Raw genomic sequence first — 19,503 nt, forward strand, 5'->3', positions numbered from 1 at the left:
GGTCGGCGAGTCTGGGGGAGGGGGGCGCCCCTGCGCGGGACGGGCTCAGGCGACCACGCGGCGTACGAGGTCGTCCCAGCCGGCGCGGACCTCGTCGAGCGAACGCCGCTCCTGACCCAGCTGCTGCTCGAGGACCGGGATCTCGAGCGGGGCGAGCAGCGCCGTGGCCAGGTAGCCGAGGTCGCCGTGCACGTCGAGCTGGCCCAGCAGGTAGCGCACGTGCATGGCGGCGAACGCCGCGACGGCGTAGGCGCGGGTGCCGGCGTGCCCCGCGGCGCGGATCAGCGCGGCGTGGGTCAGCGTGGTCTCCATGCGGGAGTGCCCGAAGGCCAGCAGCCGCTCCAGCGGCGGCGCCCCGGGACCCAGCGGCGGCGGCCCGGAGATCACGCTGGCCTGCCAGGTGGTCTCGGAGTGGTCGAGCAGGGCGGCCATCAGGCCCTCCCGGCTCTCGAACCGCCGGAAGACCGTGCCCTTGCCGACGCCGGCGCGCTGCGCGACGGCGTCCATCGTGACGCTCTCGACGCTGCAGTGGTCGATGAGCTCGCTGGCCGCACGCAGCAGCGCCTCGCGGTTGCGGGCGGCGTCGGACCGCTCGGCCGGGGGTTCCCCGGCGAGGGGCAGCAGCCGGGTCGCGTCCATGACGCCGAGGGTAGTCAGCCCGGGGCCCGTACCGGGGCCGACGACGGCGTGAGAAGAAAAGTCGTGGACCCCGGAATAGAAACGGACTGCAGTCCGTTTGGACCGGCATGACTACCTCTCCCACCACCCGTGTCGCCGTCCTCGTCGGCAGCCTGCGCGCCGAGTCCACCAACCGCAAGGTCGCCGAGCTGCTGCGCGACCGCGCCCCCGAGGGCGTCGTCCTCGAGATCGTCGAGGGGCTCGACCAGGTCCCGTTCTACGAGGAGGACCTCGACGCCACCGCGACCCCCGCCGCCGCGACCGCCCTGCGTGAGGCCGTCGGTGCCGCCGACGCCGTGCTGCTGGTCACCCCGGAGTACAACGGCACCATGCCGGCCGTGCTCAACAACGCCATCGACTGGCTCTCGCGCCCCTATGGCGCCGGCGCCCTCGTGGGCAAGCCGGTCGGCGTCATCGGCACCACCCCGACGCCGTACGGCGGCAAGTGGGCCCACGCCGACGCCCTGCGCTCCGCCGGGATCGCCGGCGGCGTCGCCCTCGAGGATGCCGTCGTGTCGCAGTCGATCCTCGAGGTCGACCCGCTGTCCGACGTCGAGGTGCTCGAGCGCTTCCTGGCCGCGGTCGACGCCCTGGTCACCTACCAGCCGACCGCCGCCTGAACCACACGATCACCGCATCTCCTAGGGTCGGGGGCGTGGCCCACCTCCACGACCTGACCGCGCTCGAGCAGGGCGCCCTCCTCGCCCGCGGCGAGGTCTCCTCGCTCGAGCTCACCGAGCACCACCTCGAACGCGCCGCACGTCTCGACGACGTCGGCGCGTTCGTCGTGCTCACCCCCGACCTCGCGCGCGAGCAGGCCCGTCGCGCCGACCGACGCCGTGCCGAGGGGCGGGCGGCGGGCCCGCTCGACGGGGTCCCGACCGCGGTCAAGGACCTCAACCTCACCGCGGGGGTCCCGACGCGCTTCGGGTCGGCGGCCTTCGACGACTACGTGCCCGACGTCTCCGACGCCGTCGTGCTGGCGCTCGAGGCCGCCGGGATGCCGATGCTCGGCAAGACGAGCACGCCCGAGCTGGGCTCGCCCTGCTACACCGAGCCCGAGGGCGCGCCCCCGGCCGTCAGCCCGTGGGACCGCAGCCGGATGGCCGGTGGCAGCTCGGGCGGCGCGGCGGCCGCGGTCGCCGCCGGGCTGGTGCCCGTCGCGCAGGGTTCCGACGGTGGCGGCTCCATCCGGATCCCGGCCTCGTGCTGCGGCCTGGTCGGGCTCAAGCCCTCACGCGGGCGGATCAGTGGTTTCCCCGCGTACGGGGATCCAGTAGGACTGGCGACTGCCGGCTCGATCGCGCACACCGTCAGGGACGCAGCGGCACTGCTCGACGTCATGGCCGGTCATCGGGTCGGGGATCCGTCGTGGGCCCCACCACCTCGTGAGTCGTTCGTGGCGGCGTGCGACCGGGACCCGGGGCGGCTGCGGGTCGCGCGGTTCATCACGCCGGTGATCACACCACCGACCACCGACGGTCCCGGCGCGCCCGTGCACCCCGAGGTCGTGCGGGCCTACGAGGACGCCTCGCACCTGCTCGAGAGCCTCGGCCACGAGGTCGTCGAGGTGCCCGTGCCGCTGCCGCCCGAGGCCGTGCCGGTCTTCGAGACCTGCTGGGCGGTCCTGACGGCCCTGAGCCCCGTGCCGGCCGACCGCGAACACCTGCTCCGGCCGCTCACCCGCTGGCTCGCGGCCCGCGGCCACGCGGTGTCCGGCCCCGACTTCGGTCTGGCGATCGGCGCGATGCGCCGCCACGCCGCCGCCGCGATCGTCGCGCTCGCGCCGTACGACGCCGTGCTGACGCCCACCCTGGCGCAGCCGCCGCTGCCCGTCGGCGCACTGCGCGACGACGCCGACCCCGAGCGCGACTTCGAGGCCCAGAAGGCCTTCACGCCCTGGACCTCGGCGTGGAACGTCACCGGGCTGCCCGCGATCTCGCTGCCGTTGCACTGGACCGACGACCCGCTGCCGCTCCCGGTCGGGGTGATGCTCGCCGGACGTCAGGCCGGCGAGGCCGAGCTGCTCGCCCTCGCCGCCCAGGTCGAGGCGGCCGCCCCCTGGCACGCCAGGAGACCGCCGCGATGGTGATCCACACCGCTCACCTGACCACTGCCGACCTCGCGCAGGTCCGCGACCTGATGGACACCGCGTTCGAGGACTTCACCGACCACGACTGGGCCCACGCGCTCGGCGGCGTCCACGTGCTCCTGCGTCGCGACGAGGTGGTCGTCGCCCACGGCGCGCTGGTGCAGCGCCGGCTGCTGGTCGAGGGCCGCTCGCTGCGCTGCGGCTACGTCGAGGCGGTCGCGGTCGACCCCGCGCGCTGCCGCCAGGGACTGGGCTCGCAGGTGATGGCCGAGCTCGAGGCGCTCGCGCGCGCCTACGACGTGCTCGCCCTCAGCGCGTCGACGGCCGGCGTGCCCTTCTACGAGGCCCGCGGGTGGCATCTGTGGCGCGGCCCGTCGTCGGTGCTCGCGCCCGACGGCCCCGAGCCGACGCCCGACGACGACGGGGCGATCTACGTGCTCGGCGGCACGGGCCTCGACCTCGACGCGCCGATCGCCTGCGACTGGCGCGACGGCGACGTGTGGTGACGCGGCTCGACGGTCAGGGGAGTCCCCAGGCCGCCCGGAACTCGTCGGGCGCCATCGTGTCGAGCTGGTCGCGCACCACGTCGAGCAGCACGGCCGCCGCCTCGGCGCCGCCGGTCGGCACCCGCAGCTCGGCGTGCCCGTCGCTACGACGGCGTACGACGACGTCGCCCTCGCCGGTCAGCTCGAACCGCCCGCCGGTCGTCGCGCACCACAGGTCGAGCGCCCCCGCCACGACCCGGCCCCAGCGGGCGCGGCGGCGCGGCTCGAGCGCCAGCGAGTAGACCTCGCCGGCGGTCATCGGCTCGAGGGTGGACGTCATGTCCCCAGCGTAGGTTGTCGACCATGAGTGAGCTCACTCCTTACCTCTGCGTCCCCGACTCCCGTGCGGCGATCGAGTGGTACGCCGCCGCGCTCGGCGCCGAGGTGACCTACGAGCCGATCGTGATGGACGACGGCCGCGTCGGCCACTGCGAGCTCGCCGTCGACGGCGCACGCTGGATGATGTCCGACGAGTTCGCCTCGGCCGGGGTCGCGGCGCCCGCGCCCGACCGTGGCGCGTCCGTGACGCTGCACCTGACCGTGGCCGACGTCGACGAGGCCGCCGCCCGGGTCGTCGAGGCCGGGACGTCGATGGTCCGCGGGCCCGAGGACAGCCCACCGGCGGGTCGGGTCGCGGTCTTCGTCGACCCCTTCGGACACCGGTGGTTCTTGAACCAGCCCCTGGTGTGAGGCGCGGCCCGCGGGGGTCGGACTATCGTCACCGCGTGCCCGGTCTCCAACGCATCCTCGTGGTCAGCGACGGGGTGGGCGAGACCGAGCTGGAGCGCGTCCGTCACGGGCTGGGTCGCGACCCCGTGGTCCTCACGGCGCCGACGCCCGAGGCGGCCAGGGTCGTGCGCACCCTGGGGGCCGAGCCGCGGGTCGAGCTGTCCCTGGCCGCCGTCCGGTTCCCGGCTGCCGACCGTGGTCACCAGCTCGACGCGCTGGTGCGTTCCCACGCTCTCGGCGACCGCTTCCGCGACGTCGTGGTGGTCACCGACCAGGCCACCTCGACGCTGCTGCTGCGGGTCCTCGCCCCCGACCAGCTGGCGACCGGGGGCGCGGTGCAGGTGGTGGGTCTGCCGCGTGCCGACCGCCCGGTCGCCGCGCGTCGCGCGGTCGTGGCGGGGGTCGTGCTGGGCGGGGTCGCAGGCGTGCTCGGCGCGCCGGTGCTCCTGCTGGTCCTGATCGGCCTGCTGGCCCCGGTCGGGCTCGTCCTGACGCTCACCGAGCCACGGCGCCACCTGGGTCACGAGCTGCTGCTCGCGGCCGCGGTCGCCCTCGCGGTGAGCTTCGTGGTGGTGGCCAGCTCGGCCCGCTTCCCGGGGGCCTTCTGACGCAGTGCCCCTGCCCCGGTCAGGGCCGGGGCAGCCACCAGCCTGCGGCAGCGGCCCGGAACCGGTCGGGGTCCAGCGCGCCGGAACCGGCCGGCAGCACCCCCAGGAGCGGTACGCCGGTGACGCGGGGCAGGTCGTCGCGGTTGCAGTCCTCGGCGAGCCCGGGATCGGGTGGCCACGAGCCGATGACGAGACCGGCGGGCTCCAGCCCTCGGGCGCGGAGCGCGCCGACGGTCAGCTCGGCGTGGTTGAGCGTGCCGAGGCCGGCCGAGCAGACGACGACCACCTCGACCGGGTGGGTGTCACCCAGGTCGGCCGCGAGGTCGAGCAGGGTGCCGCCGTCGGTGTCGAGCCGCACGAGCAGCCCGCCGGCGCCCTCGACGACGACCACGTCGTAGTCGGCCGCGACCTCGCGCACCTGGGCCGCGTGCTCCGCGACCGGCGGGATGGCGACGCCGGCCCGTCGCGCGGCCGTGTCGGGTGCGAGGGGCTCGTCGAGCTCGGTGAAGGTCATGACGTCGACGCCGGTCAGCCGCGCGACGAGGTCGGCGTCACCGGGGTCGCCCGTCATGACACCGGTCTGCACGGGCTTGACCACCAGCACCCGCCCGGGCGTGGTGGCGGCCAGGGCCGCGGTGACGATGGTCTTGCCGACGTCGGTGGAGGTGCCGGTGACGATGACGAACCGGGTCATGGGCAGTGCTCCTTGACCACGGAGACCAGGACGGCGACGGCGCGGTCCCAGTCGGCCTCGGACAGACCGGCGTTGACGGTCACCCGCAGGCGGGACACGCCGTCGGGCACCGACGGTGGGCGGAAGCAGCCGACGCGCACGCCTTGCTGGAGCGCGGCGGCCTGGGCGGCGACGGCCACGGCGGGCGAAGGCATCGGCACCGAGAGCACCGCTCCGACCGAGGGCTCGACGCCCAGCGAGGCCGCCAGGTCGAGGATCCGCTGCTGCACCAGCGCCGGGAGCCCGGGGGAGGAGCGCAGCACGCGCAGGGCCGCGAGCGCCGCACCGGCCGCTGCGGGGGCCAGGCCGGTGTCGAAGATGAAGGGGCGGGCCCGGTTGACGAGGTGGTCCACGACGGACTGCGGACCGAGCACAACCCCGCCCTGTGAGCCGAGCGCCTTGGAGAGCGTGGCGGTGACCAGCACGTGGGGGAGTCCGGCGAGCCCGGCCGTCGCGACCAGGCCCGGGCCGTGCACCCCGAGCCCGTGGGCCTCGTCGACGACGAGGAGAGCGCCGCTCTCCTCGCACGCCTGCGCCAGTGCGGCGAGCGAGGCGGCGTCGCCGAGCACGGAGTAGACCGACTCGACCAGGACCATCGCCCGCCGGTCGCCCGCGGTGGCGAGCGCGCGGCGCACGGCGGCGACGTCGTCGTGGGGCACGACCTCGACCGCGGCCCGCGACAGGCGTACGGCGTCGATCAGGGAAGCGTGGACGTGGGCGTCGGAGACGACGAGGGTGTCGCGGTCGGCCAGCGCGGCCACGACGCCGAGGTTGGCGTGGTAGCCGGTGGAGAAGACCAGGGCCGCAGGCTGGCCGAGGTAGTCGGCGAGCTCGCGCTCGAGGTCGGCGTGCAGCCCGAGCGAGCCGGTGACCAGGCGTGACGCGCCGGCCCCACCGCCCCACCGCTGCGCGGCCTCGACGGCTCCGGCGACCACGCGTGGGTCACGGGCCAGGCCGAGGTAGTCGTTGCCGGCCAGGTCGATCGTCGGGTCGTCCGCCCCACGGGGACGCAGGACTCTCGTCAGGGCGGACGACTCGCGCTCCGCAGCCTGCGCGGCGAACCAGTGCGTCCAGGGCGTCGGCGGGGTGCTCATCAGGCCACCTCGACGGCCCGGGCCACGGCCCGACAGATCTGGTCGACGTCGGCGTCGGTCGCGACGTAGGGCGGCATCGTGTAGATCAGGTCGCGGAAGGGCCGCAGCCACACGCCCTCCTCGGCCGCGGCGTCGGTCGCCTTGACCACGTCGACCGGGTGGTCGAGCTGGACGACGCCGACCGCGCCGAGCGTGCGGACGCCGGGCAGTCCGGCCAGCCCGGTCACGAGCCGCGCGTTGACCCGTGCCACCTGGGCGGCCCAGTCGTCGGCGACCAGCAGGTCCAACGACGCCAGCGCGACCGTGCACGCCAGGGCGTTGCCCATGAAGGTGGGGCCGTGCATGAGCACGCCCGACTCCGAGGCCGAGATGCCACGGGCGACCTCGTCGGTGCACAGGGCCGCGGCGAGGGTGAGGTAGCCGCCCGAGAGCGCCTTGCCGACGCACATGACGTCGGGGACGACCCCGGCGTGGTCGGCCCCCCACAGCTGACCGGTGCGGCCGAAGCCGGTGGCGATCTCGTCGAGCACCAGCAGGAAGCCGTGCTCGTCGGCGACCTCGCGCATGACGCGCAGGCAGGCGGCGTCGTAGACCCACATGCCGCCCGCGCCCTGCAGCACCGGCTCGACGATGATCGCCGCGACCTCGTCGCGGTGTTCGGCGGCCAGCGCACGGAACGCCGTGGCCCAGGCCTCGACGTCTCCATCGGGTGCCGGCGGGCGTGGGGCGAAGAGCTGCTCGGGCAGCACGCCGGCCCACATCGAGTGCATCCCGCCCTCGGGGTCGCACACGCTCATCGCGCCGAACGTGTCACCGTGGTAGCCACCGCGCACCGTGAGCATGCGCGTGCGTCCGGGCCGTCCGCGGCCCCGCTGCCACTGCAGCGCCATCTTGAGCGCCACCTCGACCGAGACCGAGCCGGAGTCGGCGAGGAAGACCCGCTCGAGCCCGGCCGGGGCCAGGCCCACCAACCGCTCGGCCAGCCGTACGGCGGGGGCGTGGGTCAGCCCGCCGAACATCACGTGCGCCAGGTCGACCGAGCGGACCGCCGCGTCGAGCTCGGCGCGGCCGTAGCCGTGGATCGCGGCCCACCACGACGACATCCCGTCGACCAGCTCGGTGCCGTCGTCGAGACGCAGTCGTACGCCGCTGGCCCCGGTGACCAGACGCACCGGGGTCGGGTCGGTCATCGAGGTGTAGGGGTGCCAGACGTGCTCGCGGTCGTAGGCGAGCAGGCGGCCGAGGTCGCCAGGCGGGTCGACGGGGGTGGGTGCCACCGGCAGCTCAGGCGTTGGGGGCGACGGTGGTGCCGGCGCCGCGGCGGCGCTTGGCGGGGTCGCGGGACTCGACCGTCGTGGCGGCTGCGGCAGTGGTGTCCTCCTCGGAGCCCAGCACCACGAACCCGTTGTCGCGGATCAGCTCGAGGTCGGCCTCGGCGGCCTGGCCCTCGGAGGTCAGGTAGTCGCCCAGGAAGATCGAGTTGGCGACGTGCAGGGCGAGGCCCTGCAGGGAGCGCAGGTGCATCTCGCGGCCGCCGGCGATGCGCACCTCGCGGTCGGGGCACACGAAGCGCGCCATCGCGAGGATCTTGACGCAGCGGGTGGGGTCGAGCTCCCAGGTGTTCTCGTAGGGGGTGCCGTCGAAGGGCATCAGGAAGTTGACCGGGATGGAGTCGGACTCGAGCTCGCGCAGCGCGAAGAGCGCCTCGACGAGCTGCTCGTCGCTCTCGCCGAGCCCGGCGATCAGGCCGCTGCACGGCGACATGCCGGCCGACTTGACCTTGCCGACGGTGTCGACGCGGTCGGCGTAGGTGTGGGTCTGCACGATCGTGTCGTGGTGGGACTCGGCGGTGTTGATGTTGTGGTTGTAGGCGTCGACCCCGGCGTCGCGCAGCCGCTCGGCCTGGCCGTCCTTGAGCAGGCCCAGGCAGGCGCAGACCTCGACCTGCGGGTGCTCGGCCTTGATCGCGCCGACCATGTCGGTGACGCGGTCGATGTCCTTGTTGGTCGGGCCGCGGCCGCTGGACACCATGCACACCCGCGTCGCGCCGCCCTTGAGGCCGGCGGCGGCCTGCTCGAGCGCCTCGTCGGTCTGCAGCCACTTGTACTTCAGGATGTCGGCGGTCGAGCCGAGCGACTGCGAGCAGTAGTTGCAGTTCTCGGGGCACAGGCCCGACTTGAGGTTGACCAGGTAGTTGACCTTGACGGTCTTGCCGAAGAAGTGGCGACGCAGTCGTCCGGCCGCCGCGACGACGTCGAGCAGCTCGTCGTCGTGGGCGCGGAGCACCGCGAGGGCATCGTCCTCTGTCGCCGGCTTGCCGTCGAGGATCGCGCTGGCCAGCTGGTCGAAGGACGTCGTGGTCATGGCTGCCAGTATGCCGAGCCTCGGCGCCCGCCCGGGCACGGGTCCGCGGGTCAGTACCGGGCCGTCAGGCCTCGACGTCGACCACCGCGCCGGTCCGCTCGGCCAGCGCGACCGCTCCGGCCAGGTCGATCCGGGCGTCGCGCAGGACGGCACCGGTCAGGTCGGCCGCCCCGAGCGTCGCCCCGCGCAGGTCGGCCCCCGTCAGGTCGGCGTCGCGCAGCACCGCCCCGTCGAGCCGGGCGCCGCGCAGGTCCGACCCGCCCAGCCTCGCCGTCGACAGGTCGGCCTCGCGCAGGTCGCAGCCGGAGAGGTCGAGACGGCTCAGGTCGGCCCCGCGCGCGGTCACGCCGTGCCACACGCCGTCGACGACCTTCATCGGGCGCATGGTGCAGCGGCGGAAGACCGCCCCGGTCAGCTTGCAGCCCTCGAAGGTCGCGTCGAAGAGGTTGACGCCGTCGAAGGTGCAGGCCACGAAGGCCGAGTGGACGTGGGTCGAGGCGTTGAACCGGCACGCCCGGAACTCGCACGACTCGAACACCGCGCCCCGGGTCGTCACCTCGGTCAGGTCGCAGTCGACGAACGTGACGCCGACGTGGCGCACCGCGCCCAGGTCGTCGCCGTACCAGTCCTCACCGACGTACCTCGTCGGCGACGGGTCAGAGGTCATCGGGGGGCACCGTCTGGCCGGAGCGCCGGTAGACGCCGTCCTCGCGGGTGAGGAACCGGTCGTCCACGAGGTAGCGGCGCAGGGCGGCGTGGTCGTCGTGGAAGCGGGTCAGGATCGCGACCACCTCGCGCTCGGGGTAGGTGCGGCCGGGCTCGAACTCCTGGGCGAGCCGGTCGAGCACGACGAGCCGCTTGGACCGCTTGCGGGGGACGGTCGTCAGGCGGCCGTCGGTCGCGAAGAACCGACTCGCGACGGTGGTGTCGTCCATCCCGCCACCGTAGGCGCTGCGAGCCGGGCAGCCGAGGTCATTCCCGGGCCGTGAGCCGGGCGACCTGGTGCGGGGGGAACAGGGCCCGCGGCAGGATCACGTGTCCGGCGATGCCCCGGGGCCCGACGACGACGAAGTCGCCGACGACCCTCATCCGACGCAGCGCGGCGCGGGACAGGCGGGACTCACCGGTCGGTCCGCGCAGCACGACCGTGTCGTCACCGAACCCCGACTCGAGCACCGCGCCGGGGTAGTGGCGGTGACGCGTCGACTGGTAGGTCTGCGCGAAGCCGACCGTGGCGGGGTACAGGACCGAGGCCGCCGCCGCGACGGCGACGAGACCTAGCGCCCGCACCACCGCCCGGCCCAGAGGCTCCCAGCCCTCCAGGCTCTGGAACACGACGGCGAAGGCGACGATCGAGACGTAGAACGCCCGCTGGGCGCGCGAGTGGACGACGGTGAACCGCACGGACGCCCACGCGATCCGGCGCCGGCCGTCGGCGGGCACGACGTAGCGCTCGGTGTACGGGATCGACGCCTCGCCGTCGGGGGCCATCACGCCGGGACCGGTGCCAGGACGGCCAGGACCGCCAGCAGCCGCTCGCACTCCTCGAGCAGTCGGGCCCGCAGCGGCGCACCCCGCTCGGCGAACCCGCGCTGGGCGACGGCGTACTCGGCCTTGCCGGCGGCGGTCTCGATGCGCACCGGGTCGACACCCAGGTCGGCCAGGTCGTACGGCGCCGCGCGCATGTCGAGCACGCGGATGTCGCGGGCCAGCTCGAAGCAGTCGACCACGAGGTCGGAGGCGATCATCGGCGAGAGCCGGAACGCGTGCTTGTAGAGGTCCATCCCGGCGTGCAGGCAGCCCGGCTGCTCGAAGTCGGCCCGGTCGTCACGACCGGGGGAGAGGGTGTTGAGGGGCCGGGCGGGCGGGGTGAAGAAGCGGTAGGCGTCGAAGTGCGAGCACGCGATGCGGTGCGACTCCACGACCGCGTCGGTGCCGTCGGCGCCCAGGCGAAGCGGCCAGTCGGCGTGGCGGGTCTCGTCCTCGTCCAGGCGGTAGACCATCGCCCACTCGTGCAGCCCGAAGCAGCCCGTGTGCGCCGGTCGCGCTGCGGTCGCCGCCAGCAGCCGGCGCAGCGCCGTGAGCAGCGGCTGCTGCGAGGCGACGTAGGCCGACGTGACCGCGCCGTCGGCGTAGCCCTTGAGCCCGTCGTACGCCGCCGCGTCGGCCAGCCGGACGCCGTATCCCGGGTGCCAGCGACGCAGCTGCGCCGGCCGGTGGGAGTAGTAGGTGAACAGGAAGTCGTGGACCGGGTGCTTCACAGCGGCGCCGCGGCGCTCGAGGTGCGGGGCGACGAGCGCGTCGACGCGCGCCTCGTGCGCGGCGGCCGACGCGCGCCACTCGCTCGCCTCCAGGGTCCTCACGCGGCAAGTCTGACCGACCGGAGCGCGGCACGCCGAACCCGTGCTCGCTAGGGTCGAGTGCGTGCGCATCGCAAGGTTCACCACAGGCGAGGAGCCGTCGTACGGCGTCGTGACGGGCGAGCTCGACCAGCTCGGGCAGCCCGACGAGGACGCCGTGGTCGTGGCGCTGGCCGGCGACCCCCTCTACGTCGGCATCAAGCTGCTCGACCAGGAGCACAGGCTCAGCGACGTCCGGCTGCTCGCGCCGGTGCTGCCGCGCAGCAAGGTCGTCGGCATCGGGCGCAACTACGCCGCCCACGCGGCCGAGCTCGGGCACGACCTGCCCGAGGAGCCGCTGATGTTCCTCAAGCCCAACACCAGCGTGGTCGGGCCCGGCGACCCGGTGTTCTACCCGCCGCAGACCCAGGAGCTCCACTACGAGGGCGAGCTCGCGGTCGTCATCGGTCGGATCTGCCGCGACGTCCCGCCCGAGAAGGCGACCGACGTCATCCACGGCTACACGATCGCCAACGACGTGACCGCCCGCGACCTGCAGCGCAAGGACGGCCAGTTCACGCGGGCCAAGGGCTTCGACTCCTTCTGCCCGCTCGGGCCGTGGATCGAGACCGACCTCGACCCGCAGACCTTCAAGGACGGCGTCCGCCTGCAGACCTTCCTCAACGGCGACGTCGTCCAGGACGGCTCGACCGCCGACATGATCTTCGACATCCCCGCGCTGGTGGCCCACGTCTCCAGCGTCATGACGCTGCTGCCCGGCGACGTCATCCTCACCGGCACCCCCGAGGGCGTCGGTCCCATGCAGGTCGGTGACGAGGTCGAGGTCTCGATCGCCGGTCTCGGCTCACTCACGAACAGGATCAGCACCCGATGACAGACGCACCGGTCAGGGTCCGGATGGCCCCGAGCCCCACCGGCTCACCCCACGTCGGCCTGGTCCGCACCGCGCTCTTCAACTGGGCGTTCGCGCGGCACCACGGCGGCACCATCGTGCTGCGCGTTGAGGACACCGACGCCGCGCGCAACACCGAGGAGTCCTACGCCGGCATCCTCGACCTGTTCTCGTGGCTGGGCTTCGACTGGGACGAGGGCCCCGACCGCGGTGGCCCGCACGCGCCCTACCGCCAGTCCGAGCGCGGCGACATCTACCGCGACGCCCTCGAGCGGCTCGCCGCCGGTGGCCACACCTACCGCTGCTACTGCACGACCGACGAGGTCGCCGCGCGGCGCCAGGTCTCCGGCTCCAAGGACATGGGCTACGACCGGCACTGCCGCTCGCTCACCGGCGCGCAGGTCGCGGCCTTCGAGGCCGAGGGCCGCGCCCCCGTCGTCCGGTTCAAGATGCCCGACGGCGAGATCGCCTTCGACGACCTGGTGCGCGGCACCATCACGTTCCACTCCGACCACGTGCCCGACTTCGCGCTCGCGCGCGGCAACGGCGACCCGCTCTACACGCTGGTCAACCCGGTCGACGACGCGCTGATGGAGATCACCCACGTCCTGCGCGGCGAGGACCTGCTGTCCAGCACCCCCCGCCAGATCCCGCTGTACGCCGCGCTCGCCGACGTCGGCATCGGCACCGGCACCCCCCGCTTCGGGCACCTGCCCTACGTCATGGGGCAGGGCAACAAGAAGCTCTCCAAGCGCGACCCCGAGGCGCACGCCCTGGCCTACCGCGACCAGGGCTACACGCCCGAGGGGATGCTCAACTACCTGGCCCTGCTGGGCTGGGCGATCGCTCCTGACCGTGACGTCTTCACGATGAGCGAGATGGTCGACGCCTTCGACATCGCCGACGTCAACCCCAACCCGGCGCGCTTCGACCTCAAGAAGATGGACGCCATCAACACCTCCCACCTGCGGATGCTGTCGCTCGACGACATCACCCATCGGGCGCTGCCGTTCCTCAAGGCGGCCGGGGTCGTGGGCGACCCGGTCTCCGACGCCGACGCGAGGATGCTCGAGCTCGCGATGCCGCTGGTGGGCGAGCGCATCAACAAGCTCACCGAGACCGTCGACATGCTCGGCTTCCTCTTCGTCGACGAGGCCGACTTCACCCGTGACGAGGCCGACGTCGACAAGCTGCTCGACGCCGACGGGGGCGCCGGCCGCGAGATCGTCCGCGCGTCGTACGACGCCGTCAAGGACCTGCCCACCTGGTCGACCGAGGCCATCCAGGCCGCCCTGACGACCGCCCTGGTCGACGAGCGCGGCCTCAAGCCGCGGGTGGCCTACGGGCCGGTGCGTGTGGCCGTGACCGGACGCCGCATCTCGCCGCCGCTTTTCGAGTCGATGGAGCTGCTCGGACGGGAGCGGAGCCTGGCCCGGCTGGAGAGCGCTTCGTGACCGAGGGGGCCGGGCTCGAGTACCACCGGCTCACCCGTGCCGGCCGCGGTGGCGGCTGGTGGTCGGTGCTGGCGTTCGTGGCGGCCATCGCCGGTTTCGTCGCGGCCCAGATCGTGGTGACGGTCGGGTTCCTCGTCTACTTCGCAGTGGCCGGGGAGGACCTGCAGAGCGTGCTCGACAGCCTCACCGACACCAGCGACGTCCAGCCGCGCACCCTGCTGTTCCTGTTCCTCGCGATCGGGGTCTCGATCCCGTTCATGATGGGCGCCCACCGCCTCATCACCGGCCTCAGCCCGCGCTGGCAGATCTCGGTGGCCGGTCGGTTCCGCTGGCGCTGGATGCTGGTCACGATGGGCCTGGCGCTGCTCGCGCTCGGCGTCAACATCGCACTGTCCGCGGTGCTGCCCGTCGGCGCCGTGGCCGAGACGCCCAGCACCACCGGCAGCGGGGGCCTCAACGACTTCACGCAGCAGTCGCTGCAGTTCCTGCTCGTCATCGTGCTGCTCGTGCCGTTCCAGGCCGCTGCCGAGGAGTACGTGTTCCGCGGACTGATGATGCAGGGCTGCGGCAGCTTCGGCAGCAGCGCCCGGGTGGCCAAGGTCGTCGCGGTCGTCCTCCCCGCGCTCGTCTTCGCACTGTTCCACGGCGCCCAGAGCGCCCCGATCTTCATCGACCGGTTCGCCTTCGGGATGGTGGCCGGCGTCCTGGCCATCGGGACCGGCGGCATCGAGGCCGGCATCGGCTTCCACATCGTCAACAACTGGCTCGCCTTCGGCCTGGCCCTCTTCGTCGGCGACATGGGACAGACCCTCAACCCCGAGGGCGGCAACGGCTGGAACGTCGTGGTGACCGCCCTGTCGTCGCTGTTCTTCCTCGGCACGACCCTGGCCGCCGCCCGGCGGATGGGCCTGGAGACCTCGGTGTCGCCAACCGAATTGGAGCGACCCGCCGCCCGCGTGTAGTGTTTCTTGTCGGCCGTCCGGGCCCCGAGTCCTGAGCTCCGGAACAGCCGAACACCAGTAGAACAATGGGATATGGTGTAATTGGCAACACAGCTGGTTCTGGTCCAGTCGTTCTAGGTTCGAGTCCTAGTATCCCAGCGAGATCGCGGCCCCCGGGCCACGATTTGTCCCACAGGCAGCCGGATCTGTACAGTTCCGCGAGTCCTCACAGGACATGCCCCCGTTGTGTAGCGGCCTAGCACGGCGCCCTCTCACGGCGTTAGCGCCGGTTCGAATCCGGTCGGGGGTACATCACGAAGAACCCGCGTCAACGACGCGGGTTCTTCTCATTTCGCGCCACGGTGGGCGTGGAGGTCGCCTGCGACCGTCACCCCACGGTGGTCGAGGAGGTCGCCCCGCGACCGTCTCGAGACCACACCAGCCACACCGACGCACCCAGCCCGCTCCGGGCTCCGGGCCGCACCCGGGGCCGAGTCGTCAGGCGCAGAGACCCGCAGCGATCCGGTCGGCGGTGTCCTCGGCGCTACCACCGCCGGTGCCCCCGCCCGTGCCACCGTCGGTCGGTGCGTCTGTGGGCCCGTCGGTCGGGTCGCCGGTCACGCTGTCGTCGGCGCCGATCGACCCGGCACTGAAGTCCCTGCCGAGCTTCTGGTCCTGCTTGATCCGCTCCCACAGGTCGTCGGCGCTCGGCGCCCAGACCAGGGTCACCAGGGGGTTGTTCGGGTCGGGCTCGATCGGCACGGTGATGAACTTGATCTTGTCCAGACCGGTGCTGCGGAACTGCATGGCCAGGTCGAAGAGCTTGCCGACCGTGTCGAGCCCGTCGTCGACCTGGATCGAGGAGGTGACCGCGCCGAGGAAGTCGTAGACCTTGCGCGGCTGCGACAGCGTCCCCGCGGAGCGGACCTTGTTGACCATCGAGGCGATGAACGCCTGCTGGCGCTTCATCCGGCCGATGTCACCGGTCACCGAGAGCTGGTAGCGCTCCCGGACGTAGTCGAGGGCCTGGTTGCCGGTCAGCACCTGGGTTCCGGCCTCGAAGTGGATGTTGTGCTCGTCGTCGTCGACGGCCTTGGGCAGGCACACCTCGACGCCGTTGACGGCGTCGACCATGTCCTTGAAGCCGTTGAAGTCGAGCACGAGGAAGTGGTCGATGAAGATGCCGGTCAGCTCCTCGACGGTCTGCACGGTGCACAGCGGGCCGCCGACGCTGAACGCCGTGTTGAAGCGCACTCCGGTCTCGCCGGGCACGTTCTTGCCGTCGACCATGCAGTCGGGCCGGTCGACGATCGCGTCGCGTGGCAGGCTGACGCCGTAGGCGTTGGTGCGGTCCTGCGAGACGTGCAGCAGGATGACGGTGTCGGAGCGCTGGGAGCCGTCGGCGTTCTCGCCGTCGATGTCGTTGCCGGCGCCCACGCGACTGTCGGAGCCCATCACCAGGATGTTGAGCGGCTGCGTCGGCTCGTCGTCGGACATGCCGGACGGCAGCACCTTCGGCACCTTGTGCGGCACCACCTTGCCGTCGGCGATGTTGTCGTTGAGGCCGTTGTAGGCGACGTAGACACCGGTCATGGTGAGCAGGGCGACCACCAGCTGGCTGGCCAGGATGGTCGTCCACACCGCCCGCCGGTGCGTACGGCGCAGCGGCTGGTCGGCGCGGTCCGCCGTGTCGGTCACGGCAGGGTCGGGGGCGTCGCTCACCCCTGCATCCTCCCAGAGGAGTGGGTGGGCGGGCCCTGATCGACGGTCCCACCCGCGCGGCGGTGTCCGATTCCCGCGAGAAGCACCCGCCGTGAGGGACGATGATGGACGTCATGAGTCCGACCCAACGCCTCGATCCCGAGACGTGCTACCGCGCGGTCAAGTCGCGCGACCGCCGTTTCGACGGCGTCTTCTACGTCGCCGTCCGCACGACCGGCATCTACTGCCGGCCCTCGTGCCCGGCCCGGACCCCCGGCTTCGCCAACGTCGCCTTCCACGTGAGCCCCGCCTCGGCCCAGGCGGCGGGCTTCCGCGCCTGCAAGCGGTGCCTGCCCGACGCGACCCCGGGCAGTCCCGACTGGGACGTCTCGGCCGACGTCGCGGGTCGCGCGATGCGGCTGATCTCCGACGGCGTCGTCGACCGCGAGGGCGTCGAGGGCCTGGCGGCGCGGATGGGCTACACCCCACGCCACCTCGGGCGGGTCCTCACCGCCGAGCTGGGGGCCGGTCCGTTGGCCCTGGCCCGGGCCAAGCGCGCCCAGACCGCGAGGGTGCTGATCGAGACCACCGACCTGGGCTACGCCGACATCGCGTTCGCGGCGGGCTTCTCCAGCGTGCGGCAGTTCAACGACACCGTCCGTGAGGTCTACGCCGCCAGTCCGACCGACCTGCGCGGCCGACGCGGTGGGGCAAGGACCCCGGGGGCGGTCACGATGCGCCTGGCGGTCCGCACCCCGTTCGCGGGCCGGGCGCTGCTCGACTTCCTCGCCTACCACCTGGTGCCGGGGGTGGAGGTCGCAGGCGTCGAGGACGGGTCGGGCTGGTACGCCCGCACCCTCGACCTGCCGCACGGCCCCGGCACGGTCCGCCTCGACATCGCTGACGCCCTCGACCCGGGCCAGACGGCCTTCGTGCGGGCGCGCTTCGAGCTCACCGACCTGCGCGACACGGCGGCCGCCGTCGAGCGGGCCCGCCGCCTGCTCGACGCCGACTGCGACCCGCTGGCCGTGGCCGACCACTTCGCCGGTGACCCGGTCATCGGGCCGTTGGCCAGGCGTGCGCCGGGGCTGCGGCTGCCCGGCCAGGTCGACGGCCCCGAGACCGCCATCCGCACCGTGATCGGTCAGCAGGTCAGCGTCACCGGCGCCCGCACGGTCACCGGCCGGATCGTCGAGGCCCACGGGGTGCCCGTCGAGACCGGCGTACCCGGCCTGACGCACCTGTTCCCGACCAGCGCCGCGCTGGCCGCCGCCGACCCCGAGACCCTGCCGATGCCGCGGGCCCGCGGCCGCGCCCTCGTCGGCCTCGCCGCCGCACTCGCCAGCGGCGACGTCGCTCTCGACCGGGGCACCGACCGCGACGAGGTGCGGGCCACGATGCTCGCGCTGCCCGGCATCGGTCCCTGGACCGCCGACTACGTCGCGATGCGGGCGCTGGCCCACCCCGACGTCTTCCTGCCGACCGACATCGGCGTCCGCAACGCCCTGCGCGGCCTGGGCCACGACCCCGTCGCCTGCCTCGAGCGCGTCGACGACTGGCGTCCCTGGCGCTCCTACGCCCTCATGCACCTGTGGAACACCCTCATGCCCGCCACGACCCCGCCCAGCGAAGGACCCTGACCATGTGGACCGTCATCGAGTCGCCGATCGGCGACCTGCGTCTGGTGGAGCGCGACGGCGCGATCACCGCCATCGAGTTCTCCCCGTTCCACGACGACACGGTCGGGGGTCGCCCCCGCGGCGCTCGCAGCAACGACCACCCGTTGCTCGTCGAGACCGCCCGCCAGCTCGCGGCCTACTTCGCGCGCGACCTCAAGGAGTTCGACATCCCGCTCGCACCCGCCGGCTCGGCGTTCCAGCAGCAGGTGTGGGCGCGGCTGCGCGAGATCGGCTACGGCGAGACCGCGTCGTACGGCGAGATCGCCCACCGGCTCGGCCGCACCAACGCGGCCTCGCGCGCCGTCGGGCTCGCCAACGGCAGCAACCCGATCCCGGTCGTGATCCCGTGCCACCGCGTCATCGGCGCCAACGGCACCCTCACCGGCTACGCCGGCGGGCTCGAGCGCAAGCAGCTGCTGCTCTCGCTGGAGCAGGACGCGCTGTTCTGACCGGGGTCCTCGTGCTGGCCGAACCGCCCGGTCATGCCGATGAGCGGACGGAAAGCACTTGCCTCGACTAGCGGTGGACGCACACGATGGCGCGGGTGACTCAGATGCATGAGAACGAACTCGATGTTGACGCTGACCTAGTCCGGCGTCTGGTGGCGCAGTCCTTCCCAGACCTGGCGGGCTCACCGATTCAAGCGGTCGGGGACTCGGGTTCCACCAACGCTCTCTATCGACTGGGTGACGACCTTGCGGTCCGGCTTCCTCGTCAGTCAGGTGGAGGCGAGAGCATCACCAAAGAGGCTCAGTGGCTGCCCTACGTCGGTTCGCGGCTCTCGGTACGCACTCCCGAACCAGTGGGAATCGGGCAACCCGCCATGGGCTACAGCGAGACCTGGGCTATCACCACCTGGATTGACGGTGTCGTGCCTCGGACTCAGACGCTCGGGGAGAGGTCAACGATCCTCGCGGCCGACCTTGCGCGGTTTATCACCGAGCTACGGGCCATGCCGGTGCCGGGTAACGCCATCAATGACCCAACCCTGGCCTCCTACCGAGGCGACCCACTCCCGAGCCTCGATGACGACTTCCGCGAGACCGTGGAGGAGTGTCGCAACCTGGGCCTCGACCTCGACCTAGACGAAGCCCAACGGGTGTGGGACCTGGCCAGCGCCGCTGCCGCCTCCATCGAAGAATCCGTCCACTGGTACCACGGCGACCTCGTCGCCGAAAACGTCCTGCTAGACGACCAGGGCCGGTTGGCAGCCGTGCTCGACTTCGGGGGCCTCGGCCTCGGCAATCCGGCCGTCGACCTCGTCATCGCGTGGGAACTGCTAGACCCTCGGGGCCGTGAAGTCTTTAGGCAGCATCTCGGCGTGGGTGACGCCCAGTGGGCCGCATCTCGCGGATGGGCGCTCTTCCTGTCGATGATTACCTTCCCCTACTACGGCGCATCGATGCCCGATCGTTGCGCTGCCCGGCTCACCATGGCCAAGGCTGCACTCGCCGACGCGTAAGGGACAAGCGTCGGCCCGGCGGCCATCTGCGCGCACATCGGCCCCCGCCCGACCATCAGCGTGAGGCGTTCTGCGTCAAGCGTTGTCGTCGTTTCCCTGCATAGCGGTAATGGAGCTTGGTGGCTCGACAGCGTGTGATCGGGTTGTGGTGACGACGGGCCGGGAGGCCTG

22 protein-coding genes and 2 tRNA genes are annotated in these 19,503 nt (G+C 72.7%); 13 read left to right on the plus strand and 11 right to left on the minus strand.

From position 1 onward, the window contains the following. Positions 1–45: 45 nt before the first annotated feature. The gene (locus FZC61_RS18740) at positions 46–639 is read right to left on the minus strand and encodes a TetR/AcrR family transcriptional regulator (RefSeq protein WP_148615685.1); all 594 of its coding nucleotides are present in this window, start codon (positions 637–639) and stop codon (positions 46–48) included. Positions 640–746: 107 nt separating this feature from the next. Here FZC61_RS18740 and FZC61_RS18745 point away from each other — a divergent pair, with 107 nt between their 5' ends. The 3 genes from FZC61_RS18745 to FZC61_RS18755 are packed head-to-tail and all read left to right on the plus strand — an operon-like array spanning position 747 to position 3,276. Next, positions 747–1,298 (plus strand): NADPH-dependent FMN reductase, encoded by a 552-nt coding sequence (locus tag FZC61_RS18745; protein ID WP_148615686.1) that lies wholly within the window; start codon positions 747–749, stop codon positions 1,296–1,298. Between the two features lie 35 nt (positions 1,299–1,333). Beyond that, complete coding sequence (locus tag FZC61_RS18750) at positions 1,334–2,770, plus strand: amidase (RefSeq protein WP_148615687.1); 1,437 nt, start codon at positions 1,334–1,336, stop codon at positions 2,768–2,770. Further along, positions 2,764–3,276, plus strand: a complete 513-nt coding sequence (locus tag FZC61_RS18755) for a GNAT family N-acetyltransferase (protein ID WP_148615688.1) — start codon at positions 2,764–2,766, stop codon at positions 3,274–3,276. Before FZC61_RS18750 ends, FZC61_RS18755 begins: the two co-directional genes overlap by 7 nt. A gap of 13 nt (positions 3,277–3,289) precedes the next feature. Here the strand turns inward: FZC61_RS18755 and FZC61_RS18760 are convergent, their stop codons facing one another. Continuing rightward, positions 3,290–3,595 (minus strand): hypothetical protein, encoded by a 306-nt coding sequence (locus tag FZC61_RS18760; RefSeq protein ID WP_148615689.1) that lies wholly within the window; start codon positions 3,593–3,595, stop codon positions 3,290–3,292. Positions 3,596–3,618: 23 nt separating this feature from the next. Here FZC61_RS18760 and FZC61_RS18765 point away from each other — a divergent pair, with 23 nt between their 5' ends. Together FZC61_RS18765 and FZC61_RS18770 are read left to right on the plus strand one after the other, a co-directional pair. Next, a complete protein-coding gene (locus tag FZC61_RS18765; protein WP_148615690.1) occupies positions 3,619–4,005 on the plus strand; it encodes a VOC family protein in 387 nt (128 codons plus the stop codon). Positions 4,006–4,040: 35 nt separating this feature from the next. Further along, the gene (locus tag FZC61_RS18770; RefSeq protein ID WP_148615691.1) at positions 4,041–4,652 is read left to right on the plus strand and encodes a hypothetical protein; all 612 of its coding nucleotides are present in this window, start codon (positions 4,041–4,043) and stop codon (positions 4,650–4,652) included. A gap of 19 nt (positions 4,653–4,671) precedes the next feature. On the opposite strand, the gene bioD is transcribed toward FZC61_RS18770, so the two are convergent. The 8 genes from bioD to FZC61_RS18810 all read right to left on the minus strand — a co-directional run bounded on the left by bioD (position 4,672) and on the right by FZC61_RS18810 (position 11,206). After that, positions 4,672–5,346 carry a dethiobiotin synthase gene (gene bioD, locus FZC61_RS18775; protein WP_148615692.1) on the minus strand — a complete coding sequence of 225 codons (675 nt, stop codon included), beginning with the start codon at positions 5,344–5,346 and terminating at the stop codon, positions 4,672–4,674. Then, positions 5,343–6,479 carry an 8-amino-7-oxononanoate synthase gene (locus tag FZC61_RS18780; RefSeq protein WP_148615693.1) on the minus strand — a complete coding sequence of 379 codons (1,137 nt, stop codon included), beginning with the start codon at positions 6,477–6,479 and terminating at the stop codon, positions 5,343–5,345. The genes bioD and FZC61_RS18780 overlap by 4 nt, the downstream gene beginning before the upstream one ends. Further along, on the minus strand, positions 6,479–7,756 hold the full coding sequence (locus tag FZC61_RS18785) for an adenosylmethionine--8-amino-7-oxononanoate transaminase (protein WP_246142786.1): 1,278 nt from the start codon (positions 7,754–7,756) through the stop codon (positions 6,479–6,481). Before FZC61_RS18785 ends, FZC61_RS18780 begins: the two co-directional genes overlap by 1 nt. Before the next feature lie 7 nt (positions 7,757–7,763). Continuing rightward, entirely contained in the window at positions 7,764–8,843 is a 1,080-nt protein-coding gene (gene bioB, locus FZC61_RS18790) for a biotin synthase BioB (RefSeq protein ID WP_148615694.1), read from the minus strand. 64 nt (positions 8,844–8,907) lie between these two features. Next, the gene (locus tag FZC61_RS23990) at positions 8,908–9,510 is read right to left on the minus strand and encodes a pentapeptide repeat-containing protein (protein ID WP_148615695.1); all 603 of its coding nucleotides are present in this window, start codon (positions 9,508–9,510) and stop codon (positions 8,908–8,910) included. Beyond that, the gene (locus FZC61_RS18800; RefSeq protein ID WP_148615696.1) at positions 9,500–9,778 is read right to left on the minus strand and encodes a DUF2087 domain-containing protein; all 279 of its coding nucleotides are present in this window, start codon (positions 9,776–9,778) and stop codon (positions 9,500–9,502) included. The genes FZC61_RS23990 and FZC61_RS18800 overlap by 11 nt, the downstream gene beginning before the upstream one ends. Before the next feature lie 37 nt (positions 9,779–9,815). Beyond that, on the minus strand, positions 9,816–10,337 hold the full coding sequence (locus FZC61_RS18805; protein WP_148615697.1) for a hypothetical protein: 522 nt from the start codon (positions 10,335–10,337) through the stop codon (positions 9,816–9,818). Next, the gene (locus tag FZC61_RS18810; RefSeq protein WP_148615698.1) at positions 10,334–11,206 is read right to left on the minus strand and encodes a 3-methyladenine DNA glycosylase; all 873 of its coding nucleotides are present in this window, start codon (positions 11,204–11,206) and stop codon (positions 10,334–10,336) included. The genes FZC61_RS18805 and FZC61_RS18810 overlap by 4 nt, the downstream gene beginning before the upstream one ends. Positions 11,207–11,267: 61 nt before the next feature. On the opposite strand from FZC61_RS18810, the gene FZC61_RS18815 reads away from it, so the two are divergent. The 5 genes from FZC61_RS18815 to FZC61_RS18835 all read left to right on the plus strand — a co-directional run bounded on the left by FZC61_RS18815 (position 11,268) and on the right by FZC61_RS18835 (position 14,800). Beyond that, complete coding sequence (locus FZC61_RS18815; protein ID WP_148615699.1) at positions 11,268–12,077, plus strand: fumarylacetoacetate hydrolase family protein; 810 nt, start codon at positions 11,268–11,270, stop codon at positions 12,075–12,077. After that, positions 12,074–13,549 carry a glutamate--tRNA ligase gene (gene gltX, locus FZC61_RS18820; RefSeq protein ID WP_148615700.1) on the plus strand — a complete coding sequence of 492 codons (1,476 nt, stop codon included), beginning with the start codon at positions 12,074–12,076 and terminating at the stop codon, positions 13,547–13,549. The genes FZC61_RS18815 and gltX overlap by 4 nt, the downstream gene beginning before the upstream one ends. Then, positions 13,546–14,511 carry a CPBP family intramembrane glutamic endopeptidase gene (locus tag FZC61_RS18825; RefSeq protein ID WP_148615701.1) on the plus strand — a complete coding sequence of 322 codons (966 nt, stop codon included), beginning with the start codon at positions 13,546–13,548 and terminating at the stop codon, positions 14,509–14,511. Before gltX ends, FZC61_RS18825 begins: the two co-directional genes overlap by 4 nt. Positions 14,512–14,577: 66 nt before the next feature. Continuing rightward, positions 14,578–14,649 (plus strand) — tRNA-Gln (locus tag FZC61_RS18830). Positions 14,650–14,727: 78 nt separating this feature from the next. Beyond that, positions 14,728–14,800: transfer RNA gene (locus FZC61_RS18835), tRNA-Glu, on the plus strand. A 188-nt stretch (positions 14,801–14,988) separates the two neighbouring features. Here the strand turns inward: FZC61_RS18835 and FZC61_RS18840 are convergent. Next, a complete protein-coding gene (locus tag FZC61_RS18840; RefSeq protein WP_148615702.1) occupies positions 14,989–16,212 on the minus strand; it encodes an LCP family protein in 1,224 nt (407 codons plus the stop codon). A gap of 113 nt (positions 16,213–16,325) precedes the next feature. Between FZC61_RS18840 and FZC61_RS18845 the strand changes: the two genes are divergently transcribed. The 3 genes from FZC61_RS18845 (at position 16,326) to FZC61_RS18855 (ending at position 19,332) form a co-directional block, all read left to right on the plus strand. Continuing rightward, positions 16,326–17,831, plus strand: a complete 1,506-nt coding sequence (locus FZC61_RS18845; protein WP_148615703.1) for an AlkA N-terminal domain-containing protein — start codon at positions 16,326–16,328, stop codon at positions 17,829–17,831. A gap of 2 nt (positions 17,832–17,833) precedes the next feature. Next, positions 17,834–18,319: a methylated-DNA--[protein]-cysteine S-methyltransferase gene (locus FZC61_RS18850; RefSeq protein ID WP_148615704.1), complete on the plus strand. Its 486-nt coding sequence runs from the start codon at positions 17,834–17,836 to the stop codon at positions 18,317–18,319. A 104-nt stretch (positions 18,320–18,423) separates the two neighbouring features. After that, complete coding sequence (locus FZC61_RS18855) at positions 18,424–19,332, plus strand: aminoglycoside phosphotransferase family protein (protein WP_246142790.1); 909 nt, start codon at positions 18,424–18,426, stop codon at positions 19,330–19,332. Positions 19,333–19,503: the final 171 nt, after the last annotated feature.

The organism is Nocardioides rubriscoriae (assembly GCF_008087085.1).
GTDB lineage: Bacteria > Actinomycetota > Actinomycetes > Propionibacteriales > Nocardioidaceae > Nocardioides > Nocardioides rubriscoriae.